Genomic DNA, 26568 nt, shown 5'->3' with positions numbered 1-26568 from the left:
TCCTATTTGCTATACTGATATACGTTTGCAATGCCATCGGCAATGGCCTGTGCATAGAAAGCGCGGAACTCTTCATTCATCAACAATTGTTGATCGCTTTTATTCTTCATTTGTAAGACTGTTAGCGCAATGGCTGGCACTTTTATATGTCTTAATATCTCTAACTTACCTGTTTCTAACTCTGTATCATTTCTTTTACCATTATCTATAATTTGATATTTTCGTAAACGTGTCATAATAAAATTGTGAAGCCAGCACTGAACTCTTCTTGTTCTGCCATCCGCTAAAACACTTACAAAAGAAGTAAAACAACGTTCCCTGTGCTTCATAACATCATCCGAATGGATACTGATCAATAGATCTACAGTCTGCAATTGTTCAACATTCATGATCAGAACTTCTACTCCATTAAATGCTTCTAATAAGTCTTTTAAACGCTTCGTTATATCCAACTTGATCTCTTTTTCCATTACCGTTTGATCGGAATTGCTATCACCTGGGTCCAGACCGATTATCATATCTCATCACCTCGTTTGAACCCCTAGTTCAAATTTATCGCTAAGCCTTGTGTCATCCTATCTTTTCCCCAAAATAAGAATTTCCAAACTCGTTATGCTTTTTGGGGCTTGACAAAACCTCTTACAATGGATACGAAAAATAATAATAGTGGAATACCAATCTGAAAAGGGAGGTCCATATATAGGGAAGTAAGCTTTAATCCTTTTGCAATATGCTCCATATAGGACTCAGACAATAGATTAGAAGCGGCAAGTAACAAACCTGCTCCAATTGCTATTGTAATGCTTTTAGGGATCGGCACCATCTCTTGCATCATGGTCGTTGAAGCATATAAAAATAAAGCCGTCTTAATAAATCCACCAATAAAAAGCACCACAATAAGGAATGGATCTAGTGAAAAGATGAACTGATTCCCAACCATTTTAGCCATTGACACAAAAGGATAGGTCTCCTGTAGACTCGCCTCACCTAATATCCCATAAATGACGGTTGAACTTAATAAGATCAAAAATCCACTTACTAAAATCCCGATCCAAATCCATTTCAAACCTTGATCTAGTTTCACCACATACTGAAAAAAAACAGTAAAAACAATCATTTCTCCGAAGGGAAAAGTGATGACTTCCGGCATCGTAGCTATTACTGACTCTACCCAACCTTGCTCAAATTGCGGAAATAAGTGCATAAGATCAAAATACATATAGCCCACCACAAACAAGATAAACAATATCACAAATAAATATAGTAATGCAATCAGTTGGGAAACACGAGCCAAAGCGACCACTCCCAAAAATACGGCAAACATTAAAACCAGTAACATCGGAACTTGTATGGCCAAGGAAGGATGCTCTTGGAAAAGTGTTGTGGTAAAAAGCTCTGTAAAATCACGAAAAACGAGTGAAGCAATATACAAGAAATAAATAATATAAAGAAGGTTGATCAATCGACCTAATACTTTCCCCATTATCTTTTGTGTGATCGTCGAAAGCGAGTCTTGGGGGTATTTTTTATAAAAATAGGAATAGAGGAGGAAAAACAGTAAACCACTAATTAAACCCACTACGATAGCTAGCCAGACATGTTGTTGTGCCGCTAAACCATGTGCAACAACCAATGAGGATCCCAATTCAAATAAAATCACAAGCGAAAATAAATTTCGAGGGCTAATCTGTGTGTTTTGCATGCTAAATTCCTCCGACAATGGATTCCAATCTATTCCTATTGTTTTAATTGATGGAGGAGATTATACATAAAAATCCACTGCTTATATACAGTGGATTTTTATCGTAAACTTAAAAGCTCTCATTGATTACCAAGCGTTCAAGCGGAAGACGGCCTGCTGGTCGTGCAGGTTCAGCTGCTTTCCCCACAGTAATCAACATAACAGGTATGTAACGATCTGGGATGTTTAAGGCCTTCACAATGGCTTCCTTATCAAACCCACCCATCGGGCAAGTATCATATCCTTTTTCTTTCGCTGCTAACATAAGTTGCATAGCGGATAAACTTGTGTTTAAAATCGCTTCATCACGGGCGATTTGTGGAATTTGATAAACTCCATTAATTTGCCCTAATAACGAATCATGAATTTCTTGTGTGAGCATGCCTTGCTGAACTGCATATCCAAAAAGTTCGGTTCCGGTTTTATTTGCTTCTAGATCGCCTAACATTACGATGGTAGCTGATGCTTCAACAACTTGTTGCTGATTGTATGCAATGGGAAGAATTTTTTCTTTCATTTCTTTAGAAGTAATAACCAAATAACGCCAATGTTGTAAGTTCCATGATGATGGTGCACTCGCTGCAGCCGCTAAAATATCTTGTAAGTCTTGCTCCGGAATAACATAATCTTCATAGCGTTTCACACTGCGGCGTTCCTGCATCGCTTCAATTGCTGTAGACATATAAATAAGCTCCTTTATGAATGTTAACTTGGATTACAGTATAACAAAAAGATGTTCATTTGATAAGTATTTTTTCTAACTTACTTTGTTTCTTATTGGCTTGGATGAGAGGACGCACTTAGTATACTTCGATCCGGCTACATTTACTCGACACCATCCATTTCAAAATAACTTTAATTCGCTTATTCCAACTGGTACCACAAATCCTTGAACAGACCAATTTACTAATCGGATATGCAATTCATCACTTTGGAAAATGCTTACAAAAAAACAGGTATGTGGCAATTGCGCTTGTTCCATTTGTTTCTTGAGCTCACGCATATACATCACTTCTTTACAGCCGAATCCTTTAGGCTGAACTTTACATTCAAAGTAGTTCCCATGCTTCCCATCCCAGTGCCCAAAATCAACCGTCATGCGATCGTGACAGCGTTTCGAGATTTTCTGGTTACATTGGTAATGAACGGGTAGTCTTTCTTTATCTTTATGTATAATCACCTGTACGCCTTGTCCAAATGATCCACGCAAGTGGATAGAGGATTGGTACCGTCCAAGCAGTATAGATTCTAATAACGCGCCACGCAGTAAATGTATCTCTCCGTCATTACGACAATCTAGAAAACCGCTCTCTAGAGTGGCTAGGAGGCGCGCTGTATTTTTCAATTTTGCGAAAGCTTGTTTCCATCTCCCTAAATGTACGTGTAATGTATCTATCGTCCATCTTTTTGAAATTTGAATCATGCTACATATTTGTGGAAGATACAAGTTCGTAACCTTAAAGTAAGCGATTAATTCAGAAGCAGTCGATTCAATGTGATGGGGTAATGGAAAATCTCTCCGCTCAAAGGTAACACGATTTTTGTTTTTATCCATATGCTTATCCCATCTTCCAATTCAAAAATCAGGTGGATCCATCCACCTGATTATGAAATCCCTTCTATATAACCCTCTTCCAACGCTACGGCACTTTCAATCGCATTATAAACCACTTGAGGCAACTCAGTAGCAATGTGAATGCATGTCGCTCTCACATCTTCTGGATAATCAAACGCCATTTCTTGTTGCAAAATAAAACGTTCATAGTCGATGATTGCAAGCAGTTGCTCATCATTAGGTATCGTTGCTTCCGCCAATAATTTCAGCTGAGAAATCCCTTTGTTATCGAACCATTCTATCAATTTATGCTGTTCTACACTTAGACCTAGTGATGAAGCAGCATTTAAAGTTACCTTCATATTTATCGTATTGATAATCGTAAAGTACCGCATAATCGCTTGTGCATATAGACGGAGTAAGCGATCGAGAGATTCATCTCCTTGCCCTCTTGATTCATAATCTTGCATTGCTCCAAACCAAGCCCGAATATGCATCTCCTCGCCCTCCTTCTATCTTAATTGTAACGCAATTCGAACAAGAACTCAAGGTGATGATCGAACGTCAACTTAAGGGTAAAAGTGAGCTTCACTTGGTGAACTCGTTTCAGCCTGGGCTGAATGATTAGAGAATGAGGAGGGAGGTCCCTCCTCAAAGATTTGGTTGATCAACACTTTCGTAAACGAAGGATATGTGGCGTAAGCCCCCCCATTTCTATGGCTTGCTCCCATTCACAAACTAATTGTTTTCGGTAAGGTTTTAAAGCTTCATGGAGAAGTTTGACTTCCTGCGTCAATAACACAGCTCGGCCACCCGCATGTAAGATACGTACGATTTCACGAACTAATTGCGGATATAAAGCTATGTTTTCTTCATGATTGCCCACACGCCTCCCAAATGGAAGATTGGCCATCACCACTGTAGCTGAATCATCATCTACACCCATTTGACTGGCATCCCACTGATACAAGTTTACACTTGAATAAGTACGTAAGTTTTGGGTTGCCACCTGGATTGCTTTCTCATCACGATCTCCGCCTACGATACCTTTATAATCTCCCCAACTGATGCGATCAAGTAGTAAACTTCCTGATCCGCACGTTGGATCCACAATGACATCATCTGGCTTGGGATCAGAACAAAGTACCATCGTTCGTGCGACACGCCAATCTAGCGAGGTTGAACGTATTTTTCGGGATGGGCGATGCATTTCTCCTTCTGCTAGGACGGTCACCACTTCGTAGCGATCATCTCCGATGTATACACTTTCAAGTCGTATATCGGTATCTCGTTGGATGTAAGGGTTATGTTCAATTTGCGTTGCATGACGATGGATCGATACAATGCCACAAATTCGACTGATGGTGTGCATCCATTTGAAAGCTTCTAGTTGAATGCCTTCCTCTTTCAAATGGATGGCTAACCACCCCTTCCCCATTTGTTCGATCTGAAGTGCAATGCCGAAATGTTTTGCTTCTCGTATAACAAAGTGCTCGATTCCCGGAAGTGTCTTCAGTAGAAATCGATCCCAGTAGCATACAGAAGCTTGTAAGGTGCGTACTTTATCGTATACCTGCATATGATGCTTCGCTTCAGCACGAACTTGCGGAGAAAGATGATTGTTGGAAATCTGTTCAACATGGCGCCTTACCGAGACATAGGATAGGTATTCACTCAGATATGTAAGACCGACCTTCACCACACGATTACTCTCATCATCTAAGGCTTGCATCAATAATCGCTGTTTATATTTACGTTCTAAAGCTGCATGATGAATCGACTGGTAAACCACAATGCGAACCGTTTCACGTTTATCTTGTAGCAAACGTTGATAATCACGTCTTTCTAACGTGATATATGGAAAGACAGCAAGAATATCCGCTAGTACTTCCCGCTCCTTCGTTTCTTGTATACTCCTTATAATGGCAGAACGGATAGTACGACTAGCAAACGAGGCATCTCGTAAAGCAGATTGCACCTCAGCACGTTCATGTACTAATGATCGAATTAATGTAATAAAAGCCGCATGTCCCATTTTTATGCCGCTTACTAAAACCCCTTCACACAGGCGAGCACTCGCTCCGTCCAATTCTTTCGCTAACTCAGGAACCATAGTTGGATCACCAATTTCACCAACTGCCCACACGATTGTCTTTACAACCTTAAAACCATGACCTTCATGCCATAAACGCAATAAATGTGGCAATGCCTCTTTATGTTTCATTTTCCCGAGTGCCCAGACCGCCATTTGAATCACATCTGTTCGTTTATCATGCAATCCCTTAACTGCCTCATGAATGAAGATCGAATCACCCATTTCACCCAGAATAGCATATCCCACTCGACGCACTTGGGGATCAAGTGCTTGCTGAGCCATGTGAATCGCTTTTATCTGTTCATCACGGGAACGCTCAGCAAAGCGATCAGCTACCCGTGTCCGTGACTTTTCTTTTTTATGGGCAAGTCGTACCAATAAATCATATAAATCAGTGTGCTGTGACAAGTGCTTTACCCCTTTAAACGCAATATCACACTATTATACATGAGATAATTCTAAAGATCATGTAAAACACTTCACCATATGGACCTGTTCCACCATCCTCTCAAATCCGTGACGTACGAGCACTTCTACTACCTGCTTATGCTCACGAGGCAAATTAAAGATTTGGCGTACTGCATTCGAAGAAGTACTGTTAAATAACTGATTAAGTAAAGCTTTTGCGACCCCGTCTTGATCTCGTACATTAGGTTCAATTTTAAACTGAAAGACTTGTATGTGCTCCTCTTCACCACTTTCATTATGCTTCTTTGCAAACAAGATATAACCTAAAGCTTCGTTACATACATTATACACAATCATGGCTTCACCGTTTGCAATATGCTCAGCTTTGGTTTGCCATTGGCTATCTTGATCGTAAAAAGGAAGCATAGTAACAATCTTTCCTAACCCACTTTCAAATCGAAACGCATTCGTTTGTATAGACTCTTCCCAAGGGCCAACATGTTTCATGGAAAGCAAATCACCCTTCATTTGATAACCTATCCGCTCATAAAGGGCGATAGCAGCTTTATTCATTGCGATCGCTTCCAAAAAAGCCCGATCTACGCCTAATGCTTCATATATCTCTATGGTACGTTCCATTAAAGACTGCCCAAGTCCAATCCCCCGATAGTTTGGATGAATCGCTGTCCCACCATTCCAAGCTAATAAATTCCCATCACTTGTTAGAAAACCATTTAATACAAATCCTACCGGTTTCTGATCGACAAGGATAACGGGAGAGTGCAGGGGTGACAAAGATAATGTTCCTAAACGCCTGATGTAAGTATCAAGATCCATTTGTATATTAACAAAATAATCTTGAAAGCCATCGTTATGAAGCTTAAGCGCCTCAGTCATGGATAATTGACTTAGGGTAGTAAATTGAATATCCATTGCACATCCCCTTCCGTTCGTTAAGCACTTTTAGCCAATAACACATTTTGGTGGAGTTTTGCACCTTTCCGATAGCAAACGATAGCCACTAAAGTACACATACTAATGATGCTAAACATGGTAAAGCCACCTAAATATTGTAATAGCCATCCTCCTAGTACTGGTCCCAAGAAATTGCCTATCCTTTGAAAGGAAGCTGCACCGAAATAAGTACCACGTAATGCTGGAGGAGCCAATTGATCAATAAAGACACTACTCGTTGGAAAGACAAGAATTTCTCCTATCGTAAACCATAATAAACCAATTACAAACCAAGCCCAATGACCCGCCATACCAAAACAAAATAAACCTAATGCTAACAAAGAGGTCCCTAAGGTCATATTGCGCACGACAGGCCATTTTTCAGTCCAGCGAGTTAAGGGGATTTGTAGCAAAATGACAATAATCGCATTTCCAGATATTAACATCGGATAAATCCAAGTTGCGTTTTCTGATTCCTGGTTGATATAGAGTGATAGATTGGAATGTAATTGTGAAAAACCGATGATAAACAGAATGGCTCCCAGTATGAAATACCGAAACTTCACATCTTTTCGTAATACATTGATCGCTCTTGTGAGCGTCACTCGTTCCGTTTCTTCCCTTTCATTCGTATGATATCGTTTCATCATCACCATTAAAGCAAGCATGTATACAAAAAAGGAAAGACCCGTAATTAAAAAAGCTAAGCTTGCCGATGTAGAGGTAAGAACAGCACCCAGTATCGGCCCCAGCGCCCCACCCACATTAATTGCAAAGTAGCGATAACCAAACATACGTCTCCGCATTTTTTGCGGTGTTAAATCAGCCATTAGCGCTTGACCCGTCGGTTCAAAAAATGAGGAGCATAGACCGTTAAGTATGTTGAGCATTAAAAATATCCATGCTTCACTTGTAAATGAAAAACCCATAAACACACCAGACCATACAAATAAAGCACCGAGCATGATTTTCTCTCGGCCTAAGCGATCCGACAAATACCCCCCGATAAAACCACCGAAAGTAGCACATAAAGGCCCTGCTCCTATTACCAATCCAATTAGAAAAGGAGAAAGACCTTGCTCATGTAAGTAAATCGCCATAAAAGGTAAACTCATGAAAATGGCTATTCGCGAAAAACCCGTACCGATCAGTAGCGTCCATACCAGAGGATGATAAGATGAAAAAACACGTTCCATTTTCCCCATATAGAATTCCTTCTTCCGACCAAAAGAAACATAATCCTACATATATATTTCAATATTATTTGAAATGAAAAGTATAGTTATATTTTATATCTATATAATCGTGCAAGCAACTTTTTTATATTATTGCTGTTCCTGTAACGAATAGATGTGGTGATCTATCGCACTCATTAATATCACTGCATTTGCGTACGTAGCCGTACGAAAAATCATATGTAAATCTGCTGTATGTACAGGTCCTTCAATATTTGTCTGTTTCTCTTTCATTTTCTTGCAAATAAAGAGCAACCCTTCTTGAAAGGTGAGTAAGTCTTGAAAATCTCTCGCTGCGATGTGTTCAGTGTTTAATACTCCAAGATACGCTTCAATTGCAGTGATCGTTGCTATCGCTTTTCCCCAGAAATCTTTGTTCATAAAATAATCTTCTGAAAGATGATCCACTTCTAGCAAACTGGGGACTGCAAGTTTGCTCTGATTGTTGTACCACATCATAAATTGCCGGTCATTAGGTGTTCGATTTCTACGTGCTTTTCGTAAACGAATTAAACAATCTGTCTTGGCAAGAGCAGCAATCCAGGCAAAATGGCGGACCACATGATTCAAAAATACGGGATATAATGGTGTTTTCTGATGTGATTGGAGAAACGATAAAATAATACCCGCTTCCATATGATTGATTGTAACGTGATCAAATGTACCCACCGTACGAGGTGAACTCGCCAACGCTTCTAGTGCTGTCATTCGTTTTTCTAGAGCATCCATCAAAAACCCTCACTTTTTCGCTGTGGTTATTGCAATCCGTATACGCTCGATATGTCTTTATCCCTATGAAAATAAAATATTCTCTATCCCCTTGTAACAATCCTCCCAATCATGACTAACGCTAAGGGGTTGACCTACTCTCAGAGAAAAAACCTTTCATCGATAAGATGAAAGGTCGATATTAATCTATGTTCTTATCTAAGGAATTCCTGGTGATGCTAGCAAAGCTGTTACTTGGTCTGTAATATCAGCAAAGCGAATATCTTCTTGAAAATTATCTCTTGAAGCCACTATTAAATAACGATTGCCGAGTCGAACGACTGTCACGCTGGCACTGGCAAGACCTAACCCCTCCGGAACCGACGGTAGCCCTTCTAAATCGTGTCCACTTGTTTTTCGCAACTTTCTTTTAATTCGCTGCGCTAACTTATGATTCACTGGATCACTCCTCATAGATTCATAGCTTACAATCTATTCTATGAAAAAGGATGAATGCTTGATTGTACACTTGTCCACTTACAAAGCATAAATCTAACTATTAAAAGCATACGAGCCAAACTATACATCTGGCATAAAATAAAGAAAGTTACGTCTTTATAAGCGACTTTTACTTCCTTTTTTAAATCGATCCGATTCAAATAATTATTTTCGATATATTTTATTATATAACAGCAACAGGTGATGATCGTAAACCCCTATCATCACCTGTTGCCATCCACCCAGCACAAAATCTTCCAACCTTGGAAACCCTTTATTTCCTATCGCTTTTCGTAGACCTTATTTCTCCATCCTTGAAAATAACACAACACACTCCACATGCCCAGTATGCGGAAACATGTCAACCGGTTGTACTTTCTTGATCTCATACCCTGCTTCCGCTAAAAATTTAGCATCGCGAGCAAGGGTGGCTGGGTTGCAGGAGACGTAGACAATGCGATCGGGTTGCATCGAAACGCTGGCGGAAAGGAGTGCTTGATCACAGCCTTTTCGGGGGGGATCTAATATGATCACATCGGGTTTGATTCCCTCTCTGACCCATTGTGGCATCACTTTTTCAGCTGCACCAACTGTAAAGTGAACATGTCTCATCTGATTTAGCCTAGCATTTTCGATCGCATCTTGAACAGCCGCTTCTACAATTTCTACGCCATAGACAGCTTTGGCTTGTGCAGCTAGATAAATTCCTATGGTCCCGATTCCGCAGTAGGCATCGATGACCGTTTCCGCTCCTGTAAGCTCAGCAAATTGACGTACTTGGTCATACAATACTTCCGTTTGCACCGGATTTACTTGGTAAAAAGAATGTGGCGAGATCTTAAACTGCACGGCGCCGATTTGATCAACAATCACTTCGTTGCCTGCTATTAGGTCATTTTTTTTACCTAAGATGACGTTTGTTTTACGGGCATTTACATTTTGGATCAATGAGGTAAGGGAAGGCAATGTTTCTTGTATCTTGCGTAGCCACTTCTTCTTGCCCGGAAAATCATTGTGCGTAGTTACGAGTACGACCATCGTTTCATCTGTTTTAAAGCCGTGTCTCACCATCACATGGCGTAAGATACCTTCCCCTGTCCGTTCATTATATGGCGGGATATGACACTCTGCTGCTAATTGTTTGATTGTTGCAATCATATGGTCATTTTGTGGGTCTTGAATGAGACATGTTTCCATATCTACAATTTCATGTGTACCTGCTTCATAAAATCCGGCAACCCATTTCCCATTACGAAGACCAACGGGAACTTGAGCCTTATTCCGATAACGCCAAGGATTTTTCATGCCGATTACCGGTTCAATATGTAAATGATCCAACCCACCGATTCGTTTAAAACTATCTACAACTTGTTGCCCTTTCATCAAAAGCTGCACTTCATAAGCCATATGTTGTAACTGACAACCTCCACACGATTCGAAGATCGGACAAGGCGGCGCAACCCGTTCATTGCACTCCTCGACTACGGTAAGAAGTTCAGCTTGAGCAAATGTTTTTTTCACCTGATTAATGCGTACTTGCACCACTTCTCCAGGTATAACCAAAGGTGTAAATACTGTAAAGCCATGATATTTGCCGACACCCGATCCATTATGTCCGTGGCCGGTTACTTCAATCTCTATCACATCGCCTACTGCAACGGGCGCTTTTACTTTCATTTCACCATACTCCGTTCAATTATCAAATTATGGACAAAACACTTCTAAATGACGCGGTAGCAATTCAAACGTACCTGGTAACTCGCCTCCCCATTCCCCATCTAAATTCAGTTTGAAAGGTTCTGGCGTATCTACTTTTAGCTGGCTGGTCTGGAAATAAATTAAGCGCGAGTCGTGGATATGTTCTCCTCTATAAGCAAGTGCCGCTAATTGCAGTAAATCAGGAATGTGCAGCTTAGGTAAAATTAACACGTCCAGTAGCCCGTCACTTAAATCGGCAGTAGGCGCCAATTTCTCAAATCCACCAACTGAGACACTATTTGCTACGACCATGAGTAAAATCTCCTGCTCCAAGGTTTTGTGATCCGCTTCTACACGGACGACGAATGGTTTGTGAAGCGTTCCGATTTTCTCCATCGCTTTCGCATAGTAAGCCAAGGGACCTACCATCGTTTTAAGTCGGCTAGGAGCTTCATAAGTAATTTCTGTAATTTTTCCTGCTGCTGCCACATTGATGAAATATCGATCTCTATATTTACCGACGTCAATCGCCTGGGTTTTTCCTCTAGCGATTACCGCACATGCTTCAGTTAAATCTTTTGGAAGTTTTAATCCCCTTGCAAAATCGTTTGTCGTTCCACCTGGGAGTATGCCCAGCTTAGGTCGATGAGGATGACATGCCAGACCATTTACCACTTCATGTATTGTTCCATCCCCTCCGCCTGCGATCACAATATCAAAATGACGCTCAGCTGCAGCCATCGCTTCCATACGTGCATCACCCGCTTGCTTTGTAGCCGCACATGAGGCCTCATACCCGGCACTTTCTAGACAGCTTAGCAATTTAGATAGTTCCTTCTCAATTACTTCTCGTCCTGACGTTGGATTATAAATAAGACGTGCACGTTTCATCTTATCCCTCATCTCTATTGTCTCACTCTCCATATCATACTAGATATTTTAAAAAACGCAAAAAGTACCTACCCCTTTTTGGGTAGGTACTGATGCTCCCAACTCTCTTGGCAATTAATGCGGTAAAAAGACAAGTTGAACAATAAATAATAGTGCAAACACATAAAGCAGTGGATGAACCTCTTTATATTTACCACGGATCATTTTTAATAGCGGGTAGGTAATAAAACCAAGTGCAATCCCAGTTGCAATACTGGAAGTGAGTGGCATGCTCAAAATGACCAAGAAGGCGGGAAACCCCTCATCTAATTCATCCCATCGAATATGTTGCACATGACCAATCATAAGCGATCCCACTACGATTAAAGCGGGAGCTGTAATGGCCATGATGCCGGAGACTGCTCCGATCATCGGACTAAAAAAAGCAGCACAAGCAAACAAAAAGGCAACCACTACAGCAGTTAACCCTGTACGTCCCCCAGCAGACACACCAGCAGATGATTCGATATAAGCCGAGGTAGGGCTCGTACCAAATATGGAGCCGACTAAGGTCGCCACGGAGTCAGCAATTACAGTCCGACCAGCTCTAGGTAAGTGTTCTCCTTCCATTAAATTGGCTTGTTTGGCTACTCCTAGTACTGTGCCAGTCGTATCAAATAAGGTGACCAAAAGTAATGAGAATACCACACCATATAATCCATAATGCACAATATCCGTAAACGCTTGGATCGGACTGCTGATAGCCAGCTGATCAGGTAGCGCAGGCATAGATACAAACCCCGCTGTAAAAGTAAGATCACCCATCATAAAAGCGACGATCCCCGTAACCAACATCCCAATAAATAAACCGCCTTGAATGCGAAGTGCCATACATACGAGTGTAACGGCAAGTCCAATAAAGGTTAAAAGTGCAGAGGTCGAATGTAAATCTCCTAATGTCACCAAGTTTGTTGGATGATCTTGGATTAATCCAGATAATCGCAGTCCAATAAAAGCGATAAAAAGACCAATTCCTGCTGAAATGGCATTCTTCAGATTAGGAGGAATCACTTTAATAAGTTTGGTTCTAAGTGGTGTAATCGACACCAGTACAAATAAGATACCTGCTACAAATACCGCAGAAAAAGCGGCTTTATATCCCATATCTTGATGCATCTGGACGACTGAATAGGCAAAATAAGCATTTAGCCCCATTGCCGGTGCTACCGCAATCGGATAATTCGCATATAGGCCCATAATGAGTGTACCTACAATCGTGGCAATAATCGTGGCAAAAAAACTTAACTCAAACGGCACTCCTGCGTCAGATAGGATAATAGGATTAACAATCATAATATAAGACATCGTTAAGAATGTAGTGATTCCAGCCAGTATCTCCGTTTTGGGTGAAGAACCCCATTTTTCGAGTTGAAACATGATTATAACCCCTCTAAAAACGAATATTTTATGATTACAACATTATAATATTCGTTTTTAGAGATATATTCAACCCTTTTTCCTGAAAATCATTTCACAAGAAAATCTTTACCAACAAATGGATAATACAACTTGAACCTACACATGCTAATAGCGAGACTTGAAGAAAAGAAGGTGAAAATCTTGAGCTTGCTCCACTTTTTTAAAAAACAATTACAAAGTCTATCTACAAAACATCATCAAGATTCATCTATGCAAAGCTTAAGCCATGATCTCACGGCTAATTTTAAACATATTCAATCCCTTTTTTCCTATGCTCCTGATTTCACATATAAATCATTTATGTCCAAGTCTGGCTCTCATTGTATGCTCTTATTTTTGGATAACCTAGTCGATCAAGAAAAATTGAACAACCAAATTTTAAAACCCCTGCAATACGATATTAATCAAGTCAATAAAGACGCTATCCCTTTTGATCGAATCGAAGAGAAAAACAAAATATCTGATTTAGAAAATGCGCTATTAACCGGCAATAGTGTATTACTCGAAGAAGGTCAGACAAACGCCCTCATTTTTAGCACACAAAATTTTCCTTTACGTAGTATATCCGAACCCAAAACAGAATCTACACTAAAAGGTTCACAACAGGGTTTTATTGAGTCAATCGGTAAAAATATAGCACTCATTCGTCGCTATCTTCCTAACCGACAACTGATGATCAAATCTTATAGCGTAGGAAAGCGTGCACCTACACAAGTGGCACTAATTTTTTTACACGATGTAGCCAATCCTGAAATTATTGCTGAAGTGGAGGATCGCATTCAACAAATCCAAGTAGATAGTATCATCAACACCGGTGAATTAATTGAATACATCGAAGATCATCCTAGCTCTGTTTTTCCACAAATTCTACAAACAGAGCGCCCTGATGCTGTCGCTTCCCATTTACTACAAGGACGTTTCGCCATTTTAGTCGATCATTCACCTTATTCACTTGTAGCTCCTATGACATTTTTTAACTTCTTTAGTGTCATTGATGATTATAGTAACCGTTGGATGACGACTACTTTCTTTCGTTTTTTACGCTACTGGGGCTTTTTTATTGCCACTAGTTTACCCGCTTTCTATATCGCTACCTTGACGTTTAGTTATGAAATATTACCTGTTGATCTCCTCTTTTCTATCGGTGAATCAAGAATCCAAGTTCCTTTTCATCCGCTCATTGAAGCATTAATCATGGAGGTTTCTAGTGTAACCATCAACATCGCCAGTGCACGCCTCACTGCACCAGTCGGACAAACGGTTGGGATTGTGGGTGGTGTGATCTTGGGACAAGCGGCTGTACAAGCTGGGATTGTAAGTAATATTATGGTCATCGTGATCGCGATCACAACTTTATCTACCTTTATCATTCCGAATACAGATGTATCATCATCCGTACAAATCATTCGCTTTCCAATGATGATCATCGCTTCATTATTTGGTTTCACCGGGATTTCGATCGGTTATATGATCATCGCAGCACTCATCATCAATATGGAATCATTTGGCGTTTCTTTTGGTAATCCTGTATCGCCTATCCATCTTCATGAATGGAAGGATCTAATGATCCGCTTTCCCAATTGGAAAATACATGAGCGTCCGGTTTCTGCTGATACAGTCCAAGCACAACGTGATGGGAATTCAAGACAAAGTGGGGATCAATAATGCAGAAGTATGCATATAACCAAATTTCTCTCATGCAGTACATTTTCCTGCTCTATAAAACACAACTGGGGATCGGGGTATTCACACTACCACGCATCGTAGCGGAAGATGTGGGACACGATGGTTGGATTTCGATCCTATTAGGCTATATGCTTTCCAATATCGTCAGCATTCTCGTTATTAAATTAATGGAAAAACATCCCGATCAAACGCTGTATGAAATTCTTCCCTGTTTTTTTGGAAAATGGGTTGGAAACTTAATCAATATCATTTTAATTCTTTTTACGCTGATCGGTGCCAGCATCGTCATATTTGGCATTATCTCGATTGTACAAGTGTGGTCCATGCCTAAGTCGCATCAATTTGTATTAATGCTCTTGTTTCTGGTACCTGTTTATCTGGTTACCAAACAAGGTGTTCGTAATATGAGTAATTACGCACAATTTGTCTTTCTATTTACCATGTGGCAACCCCTACTTATCATGTCAACTATATATGATGCAGAAATATTAAATTTTTTACCCATATTTTCTGAAGGTATTCCCCATGTATTGGAAGGTGTAAGAGGGACCTTATTTTCTTTTATGGGTTTTGAAATGTCTTTTTTTCTGTACCCTTTTCTAAAAGATAAAAAGCATGCCATTAGAGGCGTCATTATCGCCAATACCTTATGTCTAAATATCTTGCTGAGCGTAACCCTCATCTGCTTCTCGAAATTTAGCCAAGAAGAAATTCTTGACTTTATTTGGCCAACGCTTAATCTGCTTAAAACAATACAAACACCTGTGTTAGAGCGTTTGGAGATTCCCTTTCTTTCCTTTTATTTACCCGTTGTATTAATATCCGTTGTCACTTACTTATATATTAGCTTACTAGGCATTACAACCCTTACTAAAAAGTCGAATCACATTCCTTATTTGTGGATCGTCTTACTCGCTTGGACCATTTTATCTATATTTTACACCCCCTCTATCAACACATTGGGGATCGTTTCCGACTGGTGGACGGAAGCTTCTATTTACATCGTCTTCTATTTTTCCGTCTTTTTATGGGGGTATAGCTTGATCTATCACCGGTGGCAAAAGAGAGGATTAGGCTAATGAAATACCTCCAAATCATGTTCATATTGATTTTATTATTGTGGACTACCGGATGTGATGATTTCCTTTTAATAGAGGAAGTCGATACCATTATCGTTTTTGGTCTAGACACCTCAGACAAAGAAGGGGCATTCACTTTCTTTGAGGCATCTCCTGTGTTTAGTGAAACAGCAGATAAAAAATATAACATCAAAAAAGCAGTAGCTCATTCTGCACGGGAGGCGCGCAACATTTTAAATGCACAGGCAACAGGACATACCGTTGGCGGAAAGATTCAGCTTGTGATTTTAGGAAAAAATCTACTCAAGGAGAAAAATATTTATCCACACCTGGACGTACTTTTCCGTGATCCCAAAAATGAAATTAATGCGCGTATGCTCGTAGTCGATGGAGATGTCGATCAATTTCTAGGAGCAGATATGAAAGATAAAGGTCGCATTGGCATCGTCATTCCTGATATTATGCGAACGACACATCGTGTAGGTGGCACTGTAGATACACTTCTACTTGACTATCATCGCCAGATGATGGATAAACGCGTAACACCTTCCATGTCAGAAATGACTAAAATGGAAGATGAACTGATCGTAACGGGAACGGCTCTATTAAATCGTGAAGGTTTGTATGCCCAATCAATCAACCGCAGAGAAAGCTCACTTCTACTCATGCTACAACGGCAAACCAACAATCCGCTCTCACTTGATTTTCGATTACCCGAAGATTTCGTTAAAGCAGAGAACGAACGAACTGAAATGAGCATCAACATTGATAATATTAACTATGAAACTCAGGTCAATTGTGACCAAGAAAATTTTGAATTGATGATTGACATGGATATAAAAGGTGATATAACACAAAAACTATTCTATTTCGATATGGAGAATCGCAAGCAGGATTTTGAAAAACAACTAGACAAACAACTCGCAGAGGACTTTGAAAAACTAATTGCCAAGTTCCAGCAAGATGAACTAGATCCAGCCGGTTTCGGTCGATACGCCAAAGCGTATTGTTATCCACAATGGAAAAAAATAAAAAATGATTGGCCCAAAGATTTTGCAAAATCCAAGGTAACCATTCGACCCCATATCGAAATTCGAGATTATGGTGTTCAATACTAACACAAATAAAAAGCCTTGAGCATCGTGGTAGATTCTGATGTTCAAGGCTTTCCATCATTCTTTATGACTACTAATACGCCTGATGCGACGATAAGACTGTAACAGCATAATAGCTAAAAACAAACTAATCAGCCCGCTAAATACTTCTGCTGGTTGTAAGAAAAATAAACTTACAATACCATTCGTACTTAGCAATATAAAAACAATGAGATAGATGCCTCTCGAAAAAGGACGACCTAACATTTCTAAGTAACTAACAAAAAAGTAAAGCCCGATTAATAAGTAGTATACCGCACGTTCATTTTCAGCTTCAAATAAATAGTAAATCCCAAGTCCGATAAAAGCTGCCATAATAAGTACTTGGAAAAAACGCAATCTATTTCCTCCTATTCCTTGCTGGTAAAACAGCTCACTCCTATTGGAATGAGCCGCTTTCGCCATTATAAACCGATTTCATCTCGAATCAATTTATTTACCAGTTGTGGGTTTGCTTTTCCTTTTGTTGCCTTCATAATTTGTCCCACTAAGAAGCCTAAAGCACGATCTTTCCCGTTTTTAATGTCTTCAATCGATTGTGGATGTGCAGCCAGTACTTTCTGAACCTCTTCCTTTAGCTGCCCTTCATCGCTAATTTGAATAAGCCCTTCTTCCTTCACAATTTGCTTCGGATCTTTACCTGTAGCTAACATCATGCTTAATACTTTCTTAGCAATTTTCGTACTGATGGTGCCAGTCTGGATCAATTGAATCATTTGTGCCAAGTGCTTTGGTAATGTGACAATCTCCTCGATTTCTTTGCCCTCTGCATTGAGATACCCTAAAATCCCACTACTAATCCAGTTTGCAGTTAACTTCGCATCCACCTTTTCTGCAAGGGTCTGTTCAAAGAATTCCGCTACTGGCTTCACATTAGTTAAGACTGTTGCATCATATGCTGTAAGCCCGTACGCTTCCATATAGCGCTTTTTACGTGCATCTGGCAATTCTGGGATCTGAGCACGAATCTCCGCTTTCCACTCTTCGTCGATATACAAATCAACCAAATCAGGTTCTGGGAAGTAACGATAATCATGCGCTTCTTCTTTACTACGCATTAACTTCGTTTTACCTTCTGCTTCCAACCAGCGCATTGATTGCTGGATTACACGTTCGCCAGAATCAAGCACTTCAGCTTGTCGTTTGACTTCATATTGTAAGGAGCGCTCTACATTACGGAAAGAGTTTAGATTTTTCATCTCTGTTTTGGTACCAAATTCCGCTTGTCCGACTGAACGTAAGCTGATGTTAGCATCACAACGCAAAGAACCTTCCTCCATTTTTACATCCGAAACACCCGTATACTGAATAATGGACTTCAGCTTCTCTAAATATGCCTTCGCTTCTTCTGGTGAGCGCATGTCTGGCTCTGACACGATTTCAATCAGAGGCACACCTACACGATTAAAATCGACTAGCGAACCTTCCCCATGATCCATATGAGTTAGTTTACCCGCATCTTCTTCTAAATGAACCCGTGTGATCCCAATTCTTTTGGTTTCACCGTTTACCTCGATTTCGATCCAACCATTTTCACCAATCGGCTTATCATATTGCGAAATCTGATAAGCTTTGGGGCAGTCCGGATAAAAGTAATTTTTACGATCAAACTTACTCTGTTCCGCGATCTCACAGTTTAAAGCCATCGACGCCATAATCGCAAAATTGACGGCTTCTTTATTTAATACAGGAAGTACCCCTGGGTGCCCCAGACAAATGGGGCATGTTTGTGTATTGGGAGGAGCACCAAAAGATGCTGAGCATCCGCAAAAAATCTTGGACTTTGTAGACAATTCAACATGAACTTCTAAACCGATTACGGTCTCATACTTACTCATACCGCTGACCCTCCCAAGGTTGGAGCTTCTAACGTCTCCGTCTCTTGTTCAAAAGCATGGGCAACACGTAATAGGGTTGCTTCATCAAATGCTTTTCCAAAAACTTGCAAACCAACTGGTAATCCGTCAGCAAGTCCACATGGTACACTGATCGCTGGCAAGCCTGCTAAATTCGCAGGGATGGTGCAAATGTCATTGAGATACATCGTTAATGGATCATCTGTTTTTTCGCCAAATTTAAAAGCCGTGTTGGGTGTTGTCGGGCCAACCACTACATCGTACTTGGCAAAGATCTTCTCAAAATCCTGGCTAATTAATGTACGTGCCTTTTGTGCTTTCAAGTAATAGGCATCATAGTATCCTGAACTGAGAGCATATGTCCCAAGCATAATTCGGCGCTTCACTTCGTCTCCAAATCCTTGACTACGTGTTTCCAAGTACAAATCAAGTAAATTTTTTCCTTCTTGACGCATACCATAGCGTACACCATCATATCGAGCCAGATTGGATGAAGCCTCAGCAGGTGCAATTAAGTAATAGGTGGCAACAGCATACTCCGCATGAGGAAGTGAAACCTCTTCCACGATTGCACCCATTTTCTCTAGTTGCGTAAGTGCCTTCTGAATTTGTGCTCGAACACCAGGGTCAATCCCTTCACCCATCATTTCTTTGGGAACGCCTACTTTAAGCCCTTTAATATCTCCAGTCAAAGCCGATAAATAGTCCGGCACATCTTGTGGAATAGAAGTAGCATCCATCGGATCATAACCTGAGATCGCTTGCATCACGTAAGCCGCATCTTCCACATTTTTGGTAATCGGTCCAATTTGATCCAACGATGAGGCGAACGCTACTAAACCATAACGAGAAACGCGCCCGTAAGTGGGCTTTAATCCTACCACTCCACAAAAAGAGGCAGGTTGACGAATCGATCCTCCCGTATCTGAACCGAGTGAAAAAAAGACTTCCCCAGCTGCTACTGCTGCCACAGGACCACCACTCGAACCACCAGGTACACGCTCTAGATCCCATGGATTATGTACAGGAAAAAAGCCCGAGTTCTCATTAGATGAACCCATAGCAAATTCATCCATGTTTAATTTCCCCATCAGAATCGAACCATGTGTACGTAGTTGCTTCGTCACAGTCGCATCAAAAACGGGGGTATAATTGGCAAGGAGCTTACTCCCACACGTTGTGGTTAAACCATCGGTACAAATATTATCTTTTAGTGCCATCGGTAAGGCATGTAATAAGCCACGCTTTGCTGAACGATTTTCGTCTATGTGTTTTGCTACAGCCCGAGCACCTTCATGATCTACTTTCAAAAATGCTTTTACTTGACCGTCCACTCGTTCAATTTCTTTTAACGATGCTTCGACTAAATCAGAAGCAGTAAGTGATCCGTTTGCTAACTCGGTATGTAAAGATTTAAGTGAATGACGCATCAATGTCATACTATTTCCCTCCTATTCTTCCTCAAACACGGGTGGCACCTTTACAAACCCATCTTGTTGATCGGGTGCATTAAAGAGTGCTCGCTCCTGTGATAATGATGTTTTTACTTCATCTGTCCGCATCACGTTGGAAACGGGAATGACGTGACTAGTAGGTTTAACATCCGTTGTATCCAGCTCATTTAATTTTTCAGCAAATTGAAGGATATCGTTAAGTTGATTGGTATATTGAATCGCCTCTTGCTCACTCAGCTTCAATCGAGCTAATGCTGCTACTTTATATACATCTTCCTTTTGAATCGACATATGTCCACCTCGCCTTTATTCAGGTAACCTTTCCACCAGTTTACCCATTCATTTCTTTTCACAGTATAGCATAATTCCGCCACCAAAATGGTACTAGACCCCTCCTATTGGAAAGGTCTAGGCAGTGGTCTATTTTAATTCAGGACGAGTCGTTTTCTCTTTTTCTTTCAATTCTACTGGACGGTCTTCTTTGGTCTGCATCTGATCGGACTTTTTTTCTTCCAGTTCTTTTAACAAGCCTGAGGTTGCTTCTTTGAACTCACGGGCCGCTTTCCCGAGAGAACGTCCGAGCTCTGGTAACTTTTTAGGGCCAAACAACAATAATCCCACGACGATGATCAACACCCACTCCATGGGTTGTATCCCCATTTTCCCACCTTCTTTACCTAACGCTACACGTTTTGTACTAAACTTTATTATACAATGAAAGGATAGCGAAATACATCTCACATCTAGATTTTTTATCAGACATGTCGATTTTTGTATTTTAGACCAAGCGTGTTGTTTTGCATTATTTTTCCATTTTATCGTCGTGTATTTTGTTCTCCATGCACTTTCGCCTTGCAAAGCAGCTGAAAAGACCGCTCCGCCAAAACCTTACGGCGCTCCAAAAACTCCCTATTGGTCAAACAGGTTGTCCGCTGCTAGGTACGGCTCAAAATACACTTCCTAAATTTGGATAATCAACACGCCTACCTTTTTATGAAGAAACACCGTCTCCATAATATCGTTTGATCATGATATAAAGCACAAGGAGTACGAACGCGCCAATAGCCACTGGAACGATGTATGGTGAGGAGACCGCTCTAATCTCTCCCCAATTATTCCCTAGTACTTTTCCCAACCATATAAAAAAAATCGACCACGGTATAACAGCTAAAGTCGTCAAGACTGTAAACCGAATCACCGACATTTTAGCCAATCCTGCCGGAATCGAGATCGCATGTCTCACCACCGGGATGAAACGTGCACCAAAAATCACACCTGTACCATAACGATGAAACCATGCTTCTGAAATCGCCAAATGCTGTTGTTGAATAAGGATATATTTGCCGTATTTATTTAATAAAGGTCGTCCGCCATAGTAGCTGATCCCGTACAGAAATAATTGTGCCAGTACGCCACCAATCGTTCCCGCTACCACGGCCCCCACAAATGATAACTCCCCTTGTCCAACTAAAAAGCCTGCGAAAGCAAGTACAATTTCACTCGGAATCACCTCGACCATCAAACCCAGTACAATACCCAAATATCCGAGACTAATCAAGCTTTCCAGAATGAACCGAATCAGCTCGTCCATAACACCATTCTCCTCACCTTTTCACTACATTCACAACATCCTATGCATTAAATCATAGCTTCATAACTGCTGAAAAGAGTGAACGATGAAGGGGCGCTAACAAAAAAAGCTTCCTGGCAAGGGCTTTCTCTTTTTTTTGAAGCCTATAAACATCTTAAGCTAAATTTCGCAATAAAAGGAATTAACATGCTTAACGGATATAATTATGCTATTATTCTAGTGTATCAAAACCACTCTATGATCATCTGCATAGCATAATTGAATTGGAGCGATCAAATGTACCTTATTAATTTTATTAGAGGATTTTTCATGGCTTTAGCGGATAGTGTACCTGGTGTATCAGGGGGGACGATTGCCTTTGTTCTCGGATTTTATGATAAGTTTATTCTTTCACTTAATCATGTCATTTCTGGTACCAAAAAAGAAAGAATGGAATCCCTTCAATTTTTACTCAAGTTAGGAATCGGTTGGATTACTGGTTTTATTCTCTCTATCCTATTTATTGCATCGTTACTGGAATCAAATATTTACGAAGTAAGTTCCTTATTTCTCGGATTCATCATCATTGCCATATTTTTGATATGGAAAGAAGAGAAAAAAAATTTAGTCGGACAATACCAAAACCTTTTTTTCCTCCTCATCGGAATTGTAGTGGTTTGGGGCATTATCTATTTCAATCCAGTCACTAGTGACGAAAGTATATCGGTGGCAGTCTCTGGATTAAGCTTTGGACTTGGTTTATATATATTCTTTGCAGCCATGGTCTCCATATCTGCTATGGTATTGCCCGGCATTTCAGGTTCTACTATTTTGTTAATCTTTGGTTTATATGCCCCCGTTATCATGGCGATCAAAGAAGTATTAAGTCTAAACTTTGCTTATTTACCTGCTGTCATGATATTTGCTCTAGGTATTCTAACAGGAGTTGCACTCACCATCCGCGGTGTGAAATATGCCTTGATGCATTATCGATCGATCACCTTATATTTTATTTTAGGACTTATGATCGGTTCCTTATATGCAGTCGTAATGGGACCTACCTCTTTAGAAATTCCTAAAGAGCCGATGAGTTTTGATACATTTAGTATCCTCTTTTTTATCATAGGTGGCGCATTAATTTTATTACTAGAGAAATTGAAAACGATATTAACCCACTAAGCAGAACACCCCGCTACTTGCATATCGTAGCGGGGTTTTTTTATCTTAATCCTTAAACTTGATCTTTCGGCATAAATTCTGATATTTTATATTGCCTCGACACTTGTGTATCGACATACAATTTCCACATCTGTTTCGCACAATCTATGGAGCAGATCGGTGATTCAAAACTAATCTCTACATAGTGTGCATGATCTCCACACATGGAACACATCTTTGATTCCGATGCTGGAATGAGAATACTCTCCGTACGATGTGATACGCGCATTTTAAACCACTCCCTCCAATTAGACCATACGTACAGTATACAATGGAAATGAGACAAAATGATGACTCGTCTTCAATTTTGTAAAAAAGAAGGATGATTCACACCCATCCTCCTTATCTCACTTATAGTTGTTCACCAACGAATTTCATCTGCATAAAGAGTTGTAGGTAGTCACGTCCACCTGCCTTGGAGTTGGTACCCGACATGTTAAATCCGCCAAATGGATGTACACCTACAATTGCACCTGTACATTTACGATTGAAATATAAGTTTCCGACATGGAACTCTTCGCGTGCTTTTTCAAGGTGTGTACGATTGCGGGTAATAACCGCTCCCGTTAAACCATATTCGGTATTGTTTGCGATTTCAAGTGCATGGTCAAAGTCCTTTGCTTTGAAGAAAGCAAGTACTGGACCAAAGATTTCCTCTTGAGAAATTCGTGCCATTGGATCCACGTCAGCAAATACAGTTGGCTGGATATAGTATCCATTTCCTTCTGCTTTACCGCCACCTGCCATCAACTTACCTTCTGATTTTCCAATTTCAATGTACTCTAGAATTTTGTTGTAGGCCTTATCATCTACGACTGGACCCAAATCAATACTTAGATCCGTTGTTTCTCCTACTTTTAATGCTTTTGTTTTGGCAACTACTTTCTCAAGTACTTCGTCGTATCTGCTTTCATGAATGATAGCACGAGAGCAAGCGGAACATTTTTGTCCTGCAAACCCAAATGCCGATTTCACGATGGAATTTACAGCTACATCAATATCACAATCTTCATCTACGATGATGGAATCTTTTCCACCCATCTCAGCGGCTACACGTTTAATCCACTTTTGTCCTGCTCCTACTTGTGCTGCTAACTCATTAATACGTAGTCCTACTGCACGTGAGCCTGTGAAAGAAATAAAGCGTGTTTGAGGGTGCTTCACTAAGTATTCACCCACTTCAGGACCGGCCCCTGGTACATAGTTCACAACTCCAGCAGGAAGCCCTGCATCTTCTAATATCTCCATAAATTTATAAGCAATCACGTTGGTTGGCGTTGCAGGCTTTAAGATCGCTGTATTCCCCGTTACAATAGCGGCAGTTGTCATGCCCACTGTAATCGCAAGCGGAAAATTCCAAGGTGGAATAATAATTCCTACTCCAAGTGGTATGTATGTTAATTTATTTTCTTCTTCAGGCATGGGCGTTAAAGGCTGTGGTTCACTAAGACGTAGCATTTCGCGACCATAAAATTCCATAAAGTCAATCGCCTCAGCTGTATCTGCATCTGCTTCTGGCCAGCTTTTACCCGCTTCTAATACCATCCAGCTCGAAAACTCATGTTTACGACGACGTAAAATCCCAGCCGCTTTAAACAAAATGCTTGCGCGTGCCTCTGGACTAAACTTTTTCCAAGTTTCCCATGTTTGTAATGCATTTTGCATCGCTTGTTCTGCAATATTTTGATCAGCCTCTGACACATATCCAATCACTTCATCTAGTTTAGATGGATTAAGTGATGTCACCTTTTTGTCTGTTGCAATACGCTTACCATCAATGATGATTGAATACTCTTTACCCAGTTCTTCTTTCACTTTTGCTAAAGCGCTTTCAAAATCTCGACGGTTCTCTTCTTTTGAGAAATCCGTAAATGGCTCATTTCTATATTCGACTAACATGTACATTCCTCCCGACTTTTCATTCCTTAAGGTTCAACAACCCCAAGAGTCATTTTACCTTAATATCTCTACCAACTTCAATCAGAATCACACAATCTCTTGAAACGAAATTACACATTCCGTCTATGCCACTAATAGCTTGAATAATGAAGCATCACGTATCTCTTATTTATTTTCATATCGTTTTGATTGGCATCATTTTCATATTTGACCACTGTGTATTTTGCTTTCCCTGCACTTTTAATTTGCAATGGAACTGAAAAGATCGCTTCTTCCCTCGGGTTTTGGCTACGCTAAGTAGCAGTGAGGTGGCATTTCCGTTCAAAACTCACTTCCACATTTTGGTTATTCGACACGGCGACCAATCGACAACTTTTCTTTATCTATTGTAATATTTGTGGAACATCATTATAATAAAGTCGATTTTTATGTTTGTGCATATTATTTACTGAAGTTGATTATGGAAAGTGAGGGACTCACCTATGTCCTTATCGCGAAAACTTGTGCTCACAGTAGCCGGAAATCGTTTGATCACCTCTCTCGTATCTAAATACGGTATGAAGCTAGGCGCATCCCGTTTTGTAGCAGGTGAAACCCTAGGAACAGCATTAGAAGGCATTAAAAAAATCAATGATCAAGGTTTAATGGTCACACTTGATCATTTGGGTGAAAGCGTTTACAAAAAGAAAGAAGCAACTGCCGCTACAGAAGCTGCCCTTAAGCTATTTGATGCGATTCATGAAAGAAAGATCAACTCTAACGTTTCTGTGAAGCTCACCCAGCTCGGTTTAGATATTGATCCTACATTTTGCTATGAAAACATAAATCGAATTGTAGCAAAAGCAAAAGAATATAATAACTTTGTCCGTATTGATATGGAAGATACACCTAGACTTGAGATTACTTTAGATATTTTAAATCGTTTGCTTGATCAACATGGACACGAGCACGTCGGTACTGTCATCCAATCTTATTTATACCGCTCCGCAAATGACTGTAAAGAACTGGCCAAACGTGACGTAAATTTACGAATTGTAAAAGGTGCCTATAAAGAGCCTACTGAAGTAGCTTTCCCAGACAAAAAAGATGTGGATCAAAATTATATTAAACTGGTGCAACAACATCTAAGTGGTGGACATTACACAGCCATCGCAACGCATGATGAAGCTTTAATCAATGATTTAAAATCTTGGTTTGACACACAGAAAATCGATAAGGCGCGATATGAGTTTCAAATGCTCTATGGCGTTCGCAGTAAACTCCAAAAACAACTGGTAGAAGAAGGTTATCGCGTACGTGTTTATGTTCCTTATGGGAAAGACTGGTATCCTTACTTCACTCGTCGTATTGCAGAGCGACCGGCTAATGCACTTTTCGTCCTCAAAAGCTTCTTCCAAAAGTAGAAAGGAGT

At 40.3% G+C, this 26568-nt stretch carries 26 protein-coding genes; 5 read left to right on the top strand and 21 right to left on the bottom strand.

Annotated features, from left to right (window positions below; genetic code table 11):
* Positions 1 to 2: 2 nt before the first annotated feature.
* From IC619_RS04315 to IC619_RS04255, 13 genes are all read right to left on the bottom strand, one after another.
* Positions 3 to 518, bottom strand: a complete 516-nt coding sequence (locus tag IC619_RS04315) for an N-acetylmuramoyl-L-alanine amidase family protein (protein WP_191139307.1) — start codon at positions 516 to 518, stop codon at positions 3 to 5.
* 92 nt (positions 519 to 610) lie between these two features.
* Positions 611 to 1702, bottom strand: coding sequence for a GerAB/ArcD/ProY family transporter (locus tag IC619_RS04310; RefSeq protein WP_191139308.1), 1092 nt, complete (start codon positions 1700 to 1702; stop codon positions 611 to 613).
* Positions 1703 to 1811: 109 nt separating this feature from the next.
* A complete protein-coding gene (locus IC619_RS04305) occupies positions 1812 to 2423 on the bottom strand; it encodes a nitroreductase family protein (RefSeq protein ID WP_191139309.1) in 612 nt (203 codons plus the stop codon).
* A gap of 162 nt (positions 2424 to 2585) precedes the next feature.
* Positions 2586 to 3296 (bottom strand): hypothetical protein, encoded by a 711-nt coding sequence (locus IC619_RS04300; protein ID WP_191139310.1) that lies wholly within the window; start codon positions 3294 to 3296, stop codon positions 2586 to 2588.
* 50 nt (positions 3297 to 3346) lie between these two features.
* Positions 3347 to 3793, bottom strand: a complete 447-nt coding sequence (locus IC619_RS04295) for a hypothetical protein (protein ID WP_191139311.1) — start codon at positions 3791 to 3793, stop codon at positions 3347 to 3349.
* A gap of 170 nt (positions 3794 to 3963) precedes the next feature.
* Complete coding sequence (locus tag IC619_RS04290; RefSeq protein ID WP_191139312.1) at positions 3964 to 5799, bottom strand: HEAT repeat domain-containing protein; 1836 nt, start codon at positions 5797 to 5799, stop codon at positions 3964 to 3966.
* A 57-nt stretch (positions 5800 to 5856) separates the two neighbouring features.
* Positions 5857 to 6732 carry a GNAT family N-acetyltransferase gene (locus IC619_RS04285; protein WP_191139313.1) on the bottom strand — a complete coding sequence of 292 codons (876 nt, stop codon included), beginning with the start codon at positions 6730 to 6732 and terminating at the stop codon, positions 5857 to 5859.
* A 20-nt stretch (positions 6733 to 6752) separates the two neighbouring features.
* On the bottom strand, positions 6753 to 7958 hold the full coding sequence (locus IC619_RS04280; protein WP_191139314.1) for an MDR family MFS transporter: 1206 nt from the start codon (positions 7956 to 7958) through the stop codon (positions 6753 to 6755).
* A 120-nt stretch (positions 7959 to 8078) separates the two neighbouring features.
* Complete coding sequence (locus IC619_RS04275) at positions 8079 to 8717, bottom strand: hypothetical protein (protein WP_191139315.1); 639 nt, start codon at positions 8715 to 8717, stop codon at positions 8079 to 8081.
* A 198-nt stretch (positions 8718 to 8915) separates the two neighbouring features.
* Positions 8916 to 9155: a hypothetical protein gene (locus tag IC619_RS04270; RefSeq protein WP_191139316.1), complete on the bottom strand. Its 240-nt coding sequence runs from the start codon at positions 9153 to 9155 to the stop codon at positions 8916 to 8918.
* Positions 9156 to 9494: 339 nt separating this feature from the next.
* A complete protein-coding gene (gene rlmD / locus IC619_RS04265; RefSeq protein ID WP_191139317.1) occupies positions 9495 to 10871 on the bottom strand; it encodes a 23S rRNA (uracil(1939)-C(5))-methyltransferase RlmD in 1377 nt (458 codons plus the stop codon).
* A gap of 27 nt (positions 10872 to 10898) precedes the next feature.
* Positions 10899 to 11783 carry a diacylglycerol kinase gene (locus IC619_RS04260; protein WP_191139318.1) on the bottom strand — a complete coding sequence of 295 codons (885 nt, stop codon included), beginning with the start codon at positions 11781 to 11783 and terminating at the stop codon, positions 10899 to 10901.
* A 114-nt stretch (positions 11784 to 11897) separates the two neighbouring features.
* On the bottom strand, positions 11898 to 13199 hold the full coding sequence (locus IC619_RS04255; RefSeq protein ID WP_191139319.1) for an NCS2 family permease: 1302 nt from the start codon (positions 13197 to 13199) through the stop codon (positions 11898 to 11900).
* Positions 13200 to 13382: 183 nt separating this feature from the next.
* Here IC619_RS04255 and IC619_RS04250 point away from each other — a divergent pair, with 183 nt between their 5' ends.
* From IC619_RS04250 to IC619_RS04240, 3 genes are read left to right on the top strand one after another with little or no spacing between them, the layout of a single operon-like run.
* Positions 13383 to 14906 (top strand): spore germination protein, encoded by a 1524-nt coding sequence (locus tag IC619_RS04250; RefSeq protein WP_191139320.1) that lies wholly within the window; start codon positions 13383 to 13385, stop codon positions 14904 to 14906.
* Positions 14906 to 16006, top strand: a complete 1101-nt coding sequence (locus IC619_RS04245) for a GerAB/ArcD/ProY family transporter (protein WP_191139321.1) — start codon at positions 14906 to 14908, stop codon at positions 16004 to 16006. Before IC619_RS04250 ends, IC619_RS04245 begins: the two co-directional genes overlap by 1 nt.
* Complete coding sequence (locus IC619_RS04240; RefSeq protein WP_191139322.1) at positions 16006 to 17124, top strand: Ger(x)C family spore germination protein; 1119 nt, start codon at positions 16006 to 16008, stop codon at positions 17122 to 17124. The genes IC619_RS04245 and IC619_RS04240 overlap by 1 nt, the downstream gene beginning before the upstream one ends.
* A gap of 54 nt (positions 17125 to 17178) precedes the next feature.
* On the opposite strand, the gene IC619_RS04235 is transcribed toward IC619_RS04240, so the two are convergent.
* The 6 genes from IC619_RS04235 to uptA form a co-directional block, all read right to left on the bottom strand.
* Positions 17179 to 17499 (bottom strand): hypothetical protein, encoded by a 321-nt coding sequence (locus tag IC619_RS04235; RefSeq protein WP_191139323.1) that lies wholly within the window; start codon positions 17497 to 17499, stop codon positions 17179 to 17181.
* A 65-nt stretch (positions 17500 to 17564) separates the two neighbouring features.
* Positions 17565 to 18998, bottom strand: coding sequence for an Asp-tRNA(Asn)/Glu-tRNA(Gln) amidotransferase subunit GatB (gene gatB, locus IC619_RS04230; protein WP_191139324.1), 1434 nt, complete (start codon positions 18996 to 18998; stop codon positions 17565 to 17567).
* Positions 18995 to 20446 carry an Asp-tRNA(Asn)/Glu-tRNA(Gln) amidotransferase subunit GatA gene (gatA, locus tag IC619_RS04225; protein WP_430624097.1) on the bottom strand — a complete coding sequence of 484 codons (1452 nt, stop codon included), beginning with the start codon at positions 20444 to 20446 and terminating at the stop codon, positions 18995 to 18997. The genes gatB and gatA overlap by 4 nt, the downstream gene beginning before the upstream one ends.
* 21 nt (positions 20447 to 20467) lie before the next feature.
* Positions 20468 to 20761: an Asp-tRNA(Asn)/Glu-tRNA(Gln) amidotransferase subunit GatC gene (gatC, locus tag IC619_RS04220; protein ID WP_191139326.1), complete on the bottom strand. Its 294-nt coding sequence runs from the start codon at positions 20759 to 20761 to the stop codon at positions 20468 to 20470.
* Between the two features lie 129 nt (positions 20762 to 20890).
* Positions 20891 to 21130 (bottom strand): twin-arginine translocase TatA/TatE family subunit, encoded by a 240-nt coding sequence (locus tag IC619_RS04215; protein ID WP_191139327.1) that lies wholly within the window; start codon positions 21128 to 21130, stop codon positions 20891 to 20893.
* 331 nt (positions 21131 to 21461) lie between these two features.
* Entirely contained in the window at positions 21462 to 22061 is a 600-nt protein-coding gene (uptA, locus tag IC619_RS04210) for an undecaprenyl phosphate transporter UptA (RefSeq protein ID WP_191139328.1), read from the bottom strand.
* A 309-nt stretch (positions 22062 to 22370) separates the two neighbouring features.
* Between uptA and IC619_RS04205 the strand changes: the two genes are divergently transcribed.
* Entirely contained in the window at positions 22371 to 23219 is an 849-nt protein-coding gene (locus IC619_RS04205) for a DUF368 domain-containing protein (protein ID WP_213260835.1), read from the top strand.
* A 52-nt stretch (positions 23220 to 23271) separates the two neighbouring features.
* Here IC619_RS04205 and IC619_RS04200 read toward each other — a convergent pair whose 3' ends face one another.
* Together IC619_RS04200 and pruA are read right to left on the bottom strand one after the other, a co-directional pair.
* The gene (locus IC619_RS04200) at positions 23272 to 23487 is read right to left on the bottom strand and encodes a hypothetical protein (protein ID WP_191139330.1); all 216 of its coding nucleotides are present in this window, start codon (positions 23485 to 23487) and stop codon (positions 23272 to 23274) included.
* Between the two features lie 122 nt (positions 23488 to 23609).
* Complete coding sequence (pruA, locus tag IC619_RS04195; protein WP_191139331.1) at positions 23610 to 25157, bottom strand: L-glutamate gamma-semialdehyde dehydrogenase; 1548 nt, start codon at positions 25155 to 25157, stop codon at positions 23610 to 23612.
* A gap of 482 nt (positions 25158 to 25639) precedes the next feature.
* Here pruA and IC619_RS04190 point away from each other — a divergent pair, with 482 nt between their 5' ends.
* Positions 25640 to 26560 carry a proline dehydrogenase family protein gene (locus IC619_RS04190; protein WP_191139332.1) on the top strand — a complete coding sequence of 307 codons (921 nt, stop codon included), beginning with the start codon at positions 25640 to 25642 and terminating at the stop codon, positions 26558 to 26560.
* Positions 26561 to 26568 lie beyond the last annotated feature (8 nt).

Origin of the sequence: Polycladospora coralii (assembly GCF_014773435.2) — a bacterium.
Classification (GTDB): Bacteria; Bacillota; Bacilli; order Thermoactinomycetales; family Thermoactinomycetaceae; genus Polycladospora; species Polycladospora coralii.
This window is presented reverse-complemented; position numbering and strand designations above follow the sequence as displayed.

Excerpts from the sequence above, each read along its gene's own strand:
- IC619_RS04315 (WP_191139307.1), bottom strand. The coding sequence starts at position 518 with ATGATAATCGGTCTGGACCCAGGTGATAGCAATTCCGATCAAACGGTA.
- IC619_RS04310 (WP_191139308.1), bottom strand. The coding sequence starts at position 1,702 with ATGCAAAACACACAGATTAGCCCTCGAAATTTATTTTCGCTTGTGATT.
- IC619_RS04305 (WP_191139309.1), bottom strand. The coding sequence starts at position 2,423 with ATGTCTACAGCAATTGAAGCGATGCAGGAACGCCGCAGTGTGAAACGC.
- IC619_RS04300 (WP_191139310.1), bottom strand. The coding sequence starts at position 3,296 with ATGGATAAAAACAAAAATCGTGTTACCTTTGAGCGGAGAGATTTTCCA.
- IC619_RS04295 (WP_191139311.1), bottom strand. The coding sequence starts at position 3,793 with ATGCATATTCGGGCTTGGTTTGGAGCAATGCAAGATTATGAATCAAGA.
- IC619_RS04285 (WP_191139313.1), bottom strand. The coding sequence starts at position 6,732 with ATGGATATTCAATTTACTACCCTAAGTCAATTATCCATGACTGAGGCG.
- IC619_RS04280 (WP_191139314.1), bottom strand. The coding sequence starts at position 7,958 with ATGGGGAAAATGGAACGTGTTTTTTCATCTTATCATCCTCTGGTATGG.
- IC619_RS04275 (WP_191139315.1), bottom strand. The coding sequence starts at position 8,717 with ATGGATGCTCTAGAAAAACGAATGACAGCACTAGAAGCGTTGGCGAGT.
- rlmD (WP_191139317.1), bottom strand. The coding sequence starts at position 10,871 with ATGAAAGTAAAAGCGCCCGTTGCAGTAGGCGATGTGATAGAGATTGAA.
- IC619_RS04260 (WP_191139318.1), bottom strand. The coding sequence starts at position 11,783 with ATGAAACGTGCACGTCTTATTTATAATCCAACGTCAGGACGAGAAGTA.
- IC619_RS04255 (WP_191139319.1), bottom strand. The coding sequence starts at position 13,199 with ATGTTTCAACTCGAAAAATGGGGTTCTTCACCCAAAACGGAGATACTG.
- IC619_RS04245 (WP_191139321.1), top strand. The coding sequence starts at position 14,906 with ATGCAGAAGTATGCATATAACCAAATTTCTCTCATGCAGTACATTTTC.
- IC619_RS04240 (WP_191139322.1), top strand. The coding sequence starts at position 16,006 with ATGAAATACCTCCAAATCATGTTCATATTGATTTTATTATTGTGGACT.
- gatB (WP_191139324.1), bottom strand. The coding sequence starts at position 18,998 with ATGAGTAAGTATGAGACCGTAATCGGTTTAGAAGTTCATGTTGAATTG.
- gatA (WP_430624097.1), bottom strand. The coding sequence starts at position 20,446 with ATGCGTCATTCACTTAAATCTTTACATACCGAGTTAGCAAACGGATCA.
- gatC (WP_191139326.1), bottom strand. The coding sequence starts at position 20,761 with ATGTCGATTCAAAAGGAAGATGTATATAAAGTAGCAGCATTAGCTCGA.
- IC619_RS04215 (WP_191139327.1), bottom strand. The coding sequence starts at position 21,130 with ATGGGGATACAACCCATGGAGTGGGTGTTGATCATCGTCGTGGGATTA.
- uptA (WP_191139328.1), bottom strand. The coding sequence starts at position 22,061 with ATGGACGAGCTGATTCGGTTCATTCTGGAAAGCTTGATTAGTCTCGGA.
- IC619_RS04205 (WP_213260835.1), top strand. The coding sequence starts at position 22,371 with ATGGCTTTAGCGGATAGTGTACCTGGTGTATCAGGGGGGACGATTGCC.
- IC619_RS04200 (WP_191139330.1), bottom strand. The coding sequence starts at position 23,487 with ATGCGCGTATCACATCGTACGGAGAGTATTCTCATTCCAGCATCGGAA.
- pruA (WP_191139331.1), bottom strand. The coding sequence starts at position 25,157 with ATGTTAGTCGAATATAGAAATGAGCCATTTACGGATTTCTCAAAAGAA.
- IC619_RS04190 (WP_191139332.1), top strand. The coding sequence starts at position 25,640 with ATGTCCTTATCGCGAAAACTTGTGCTCACAGTAGCCGGAAATCGTTTG.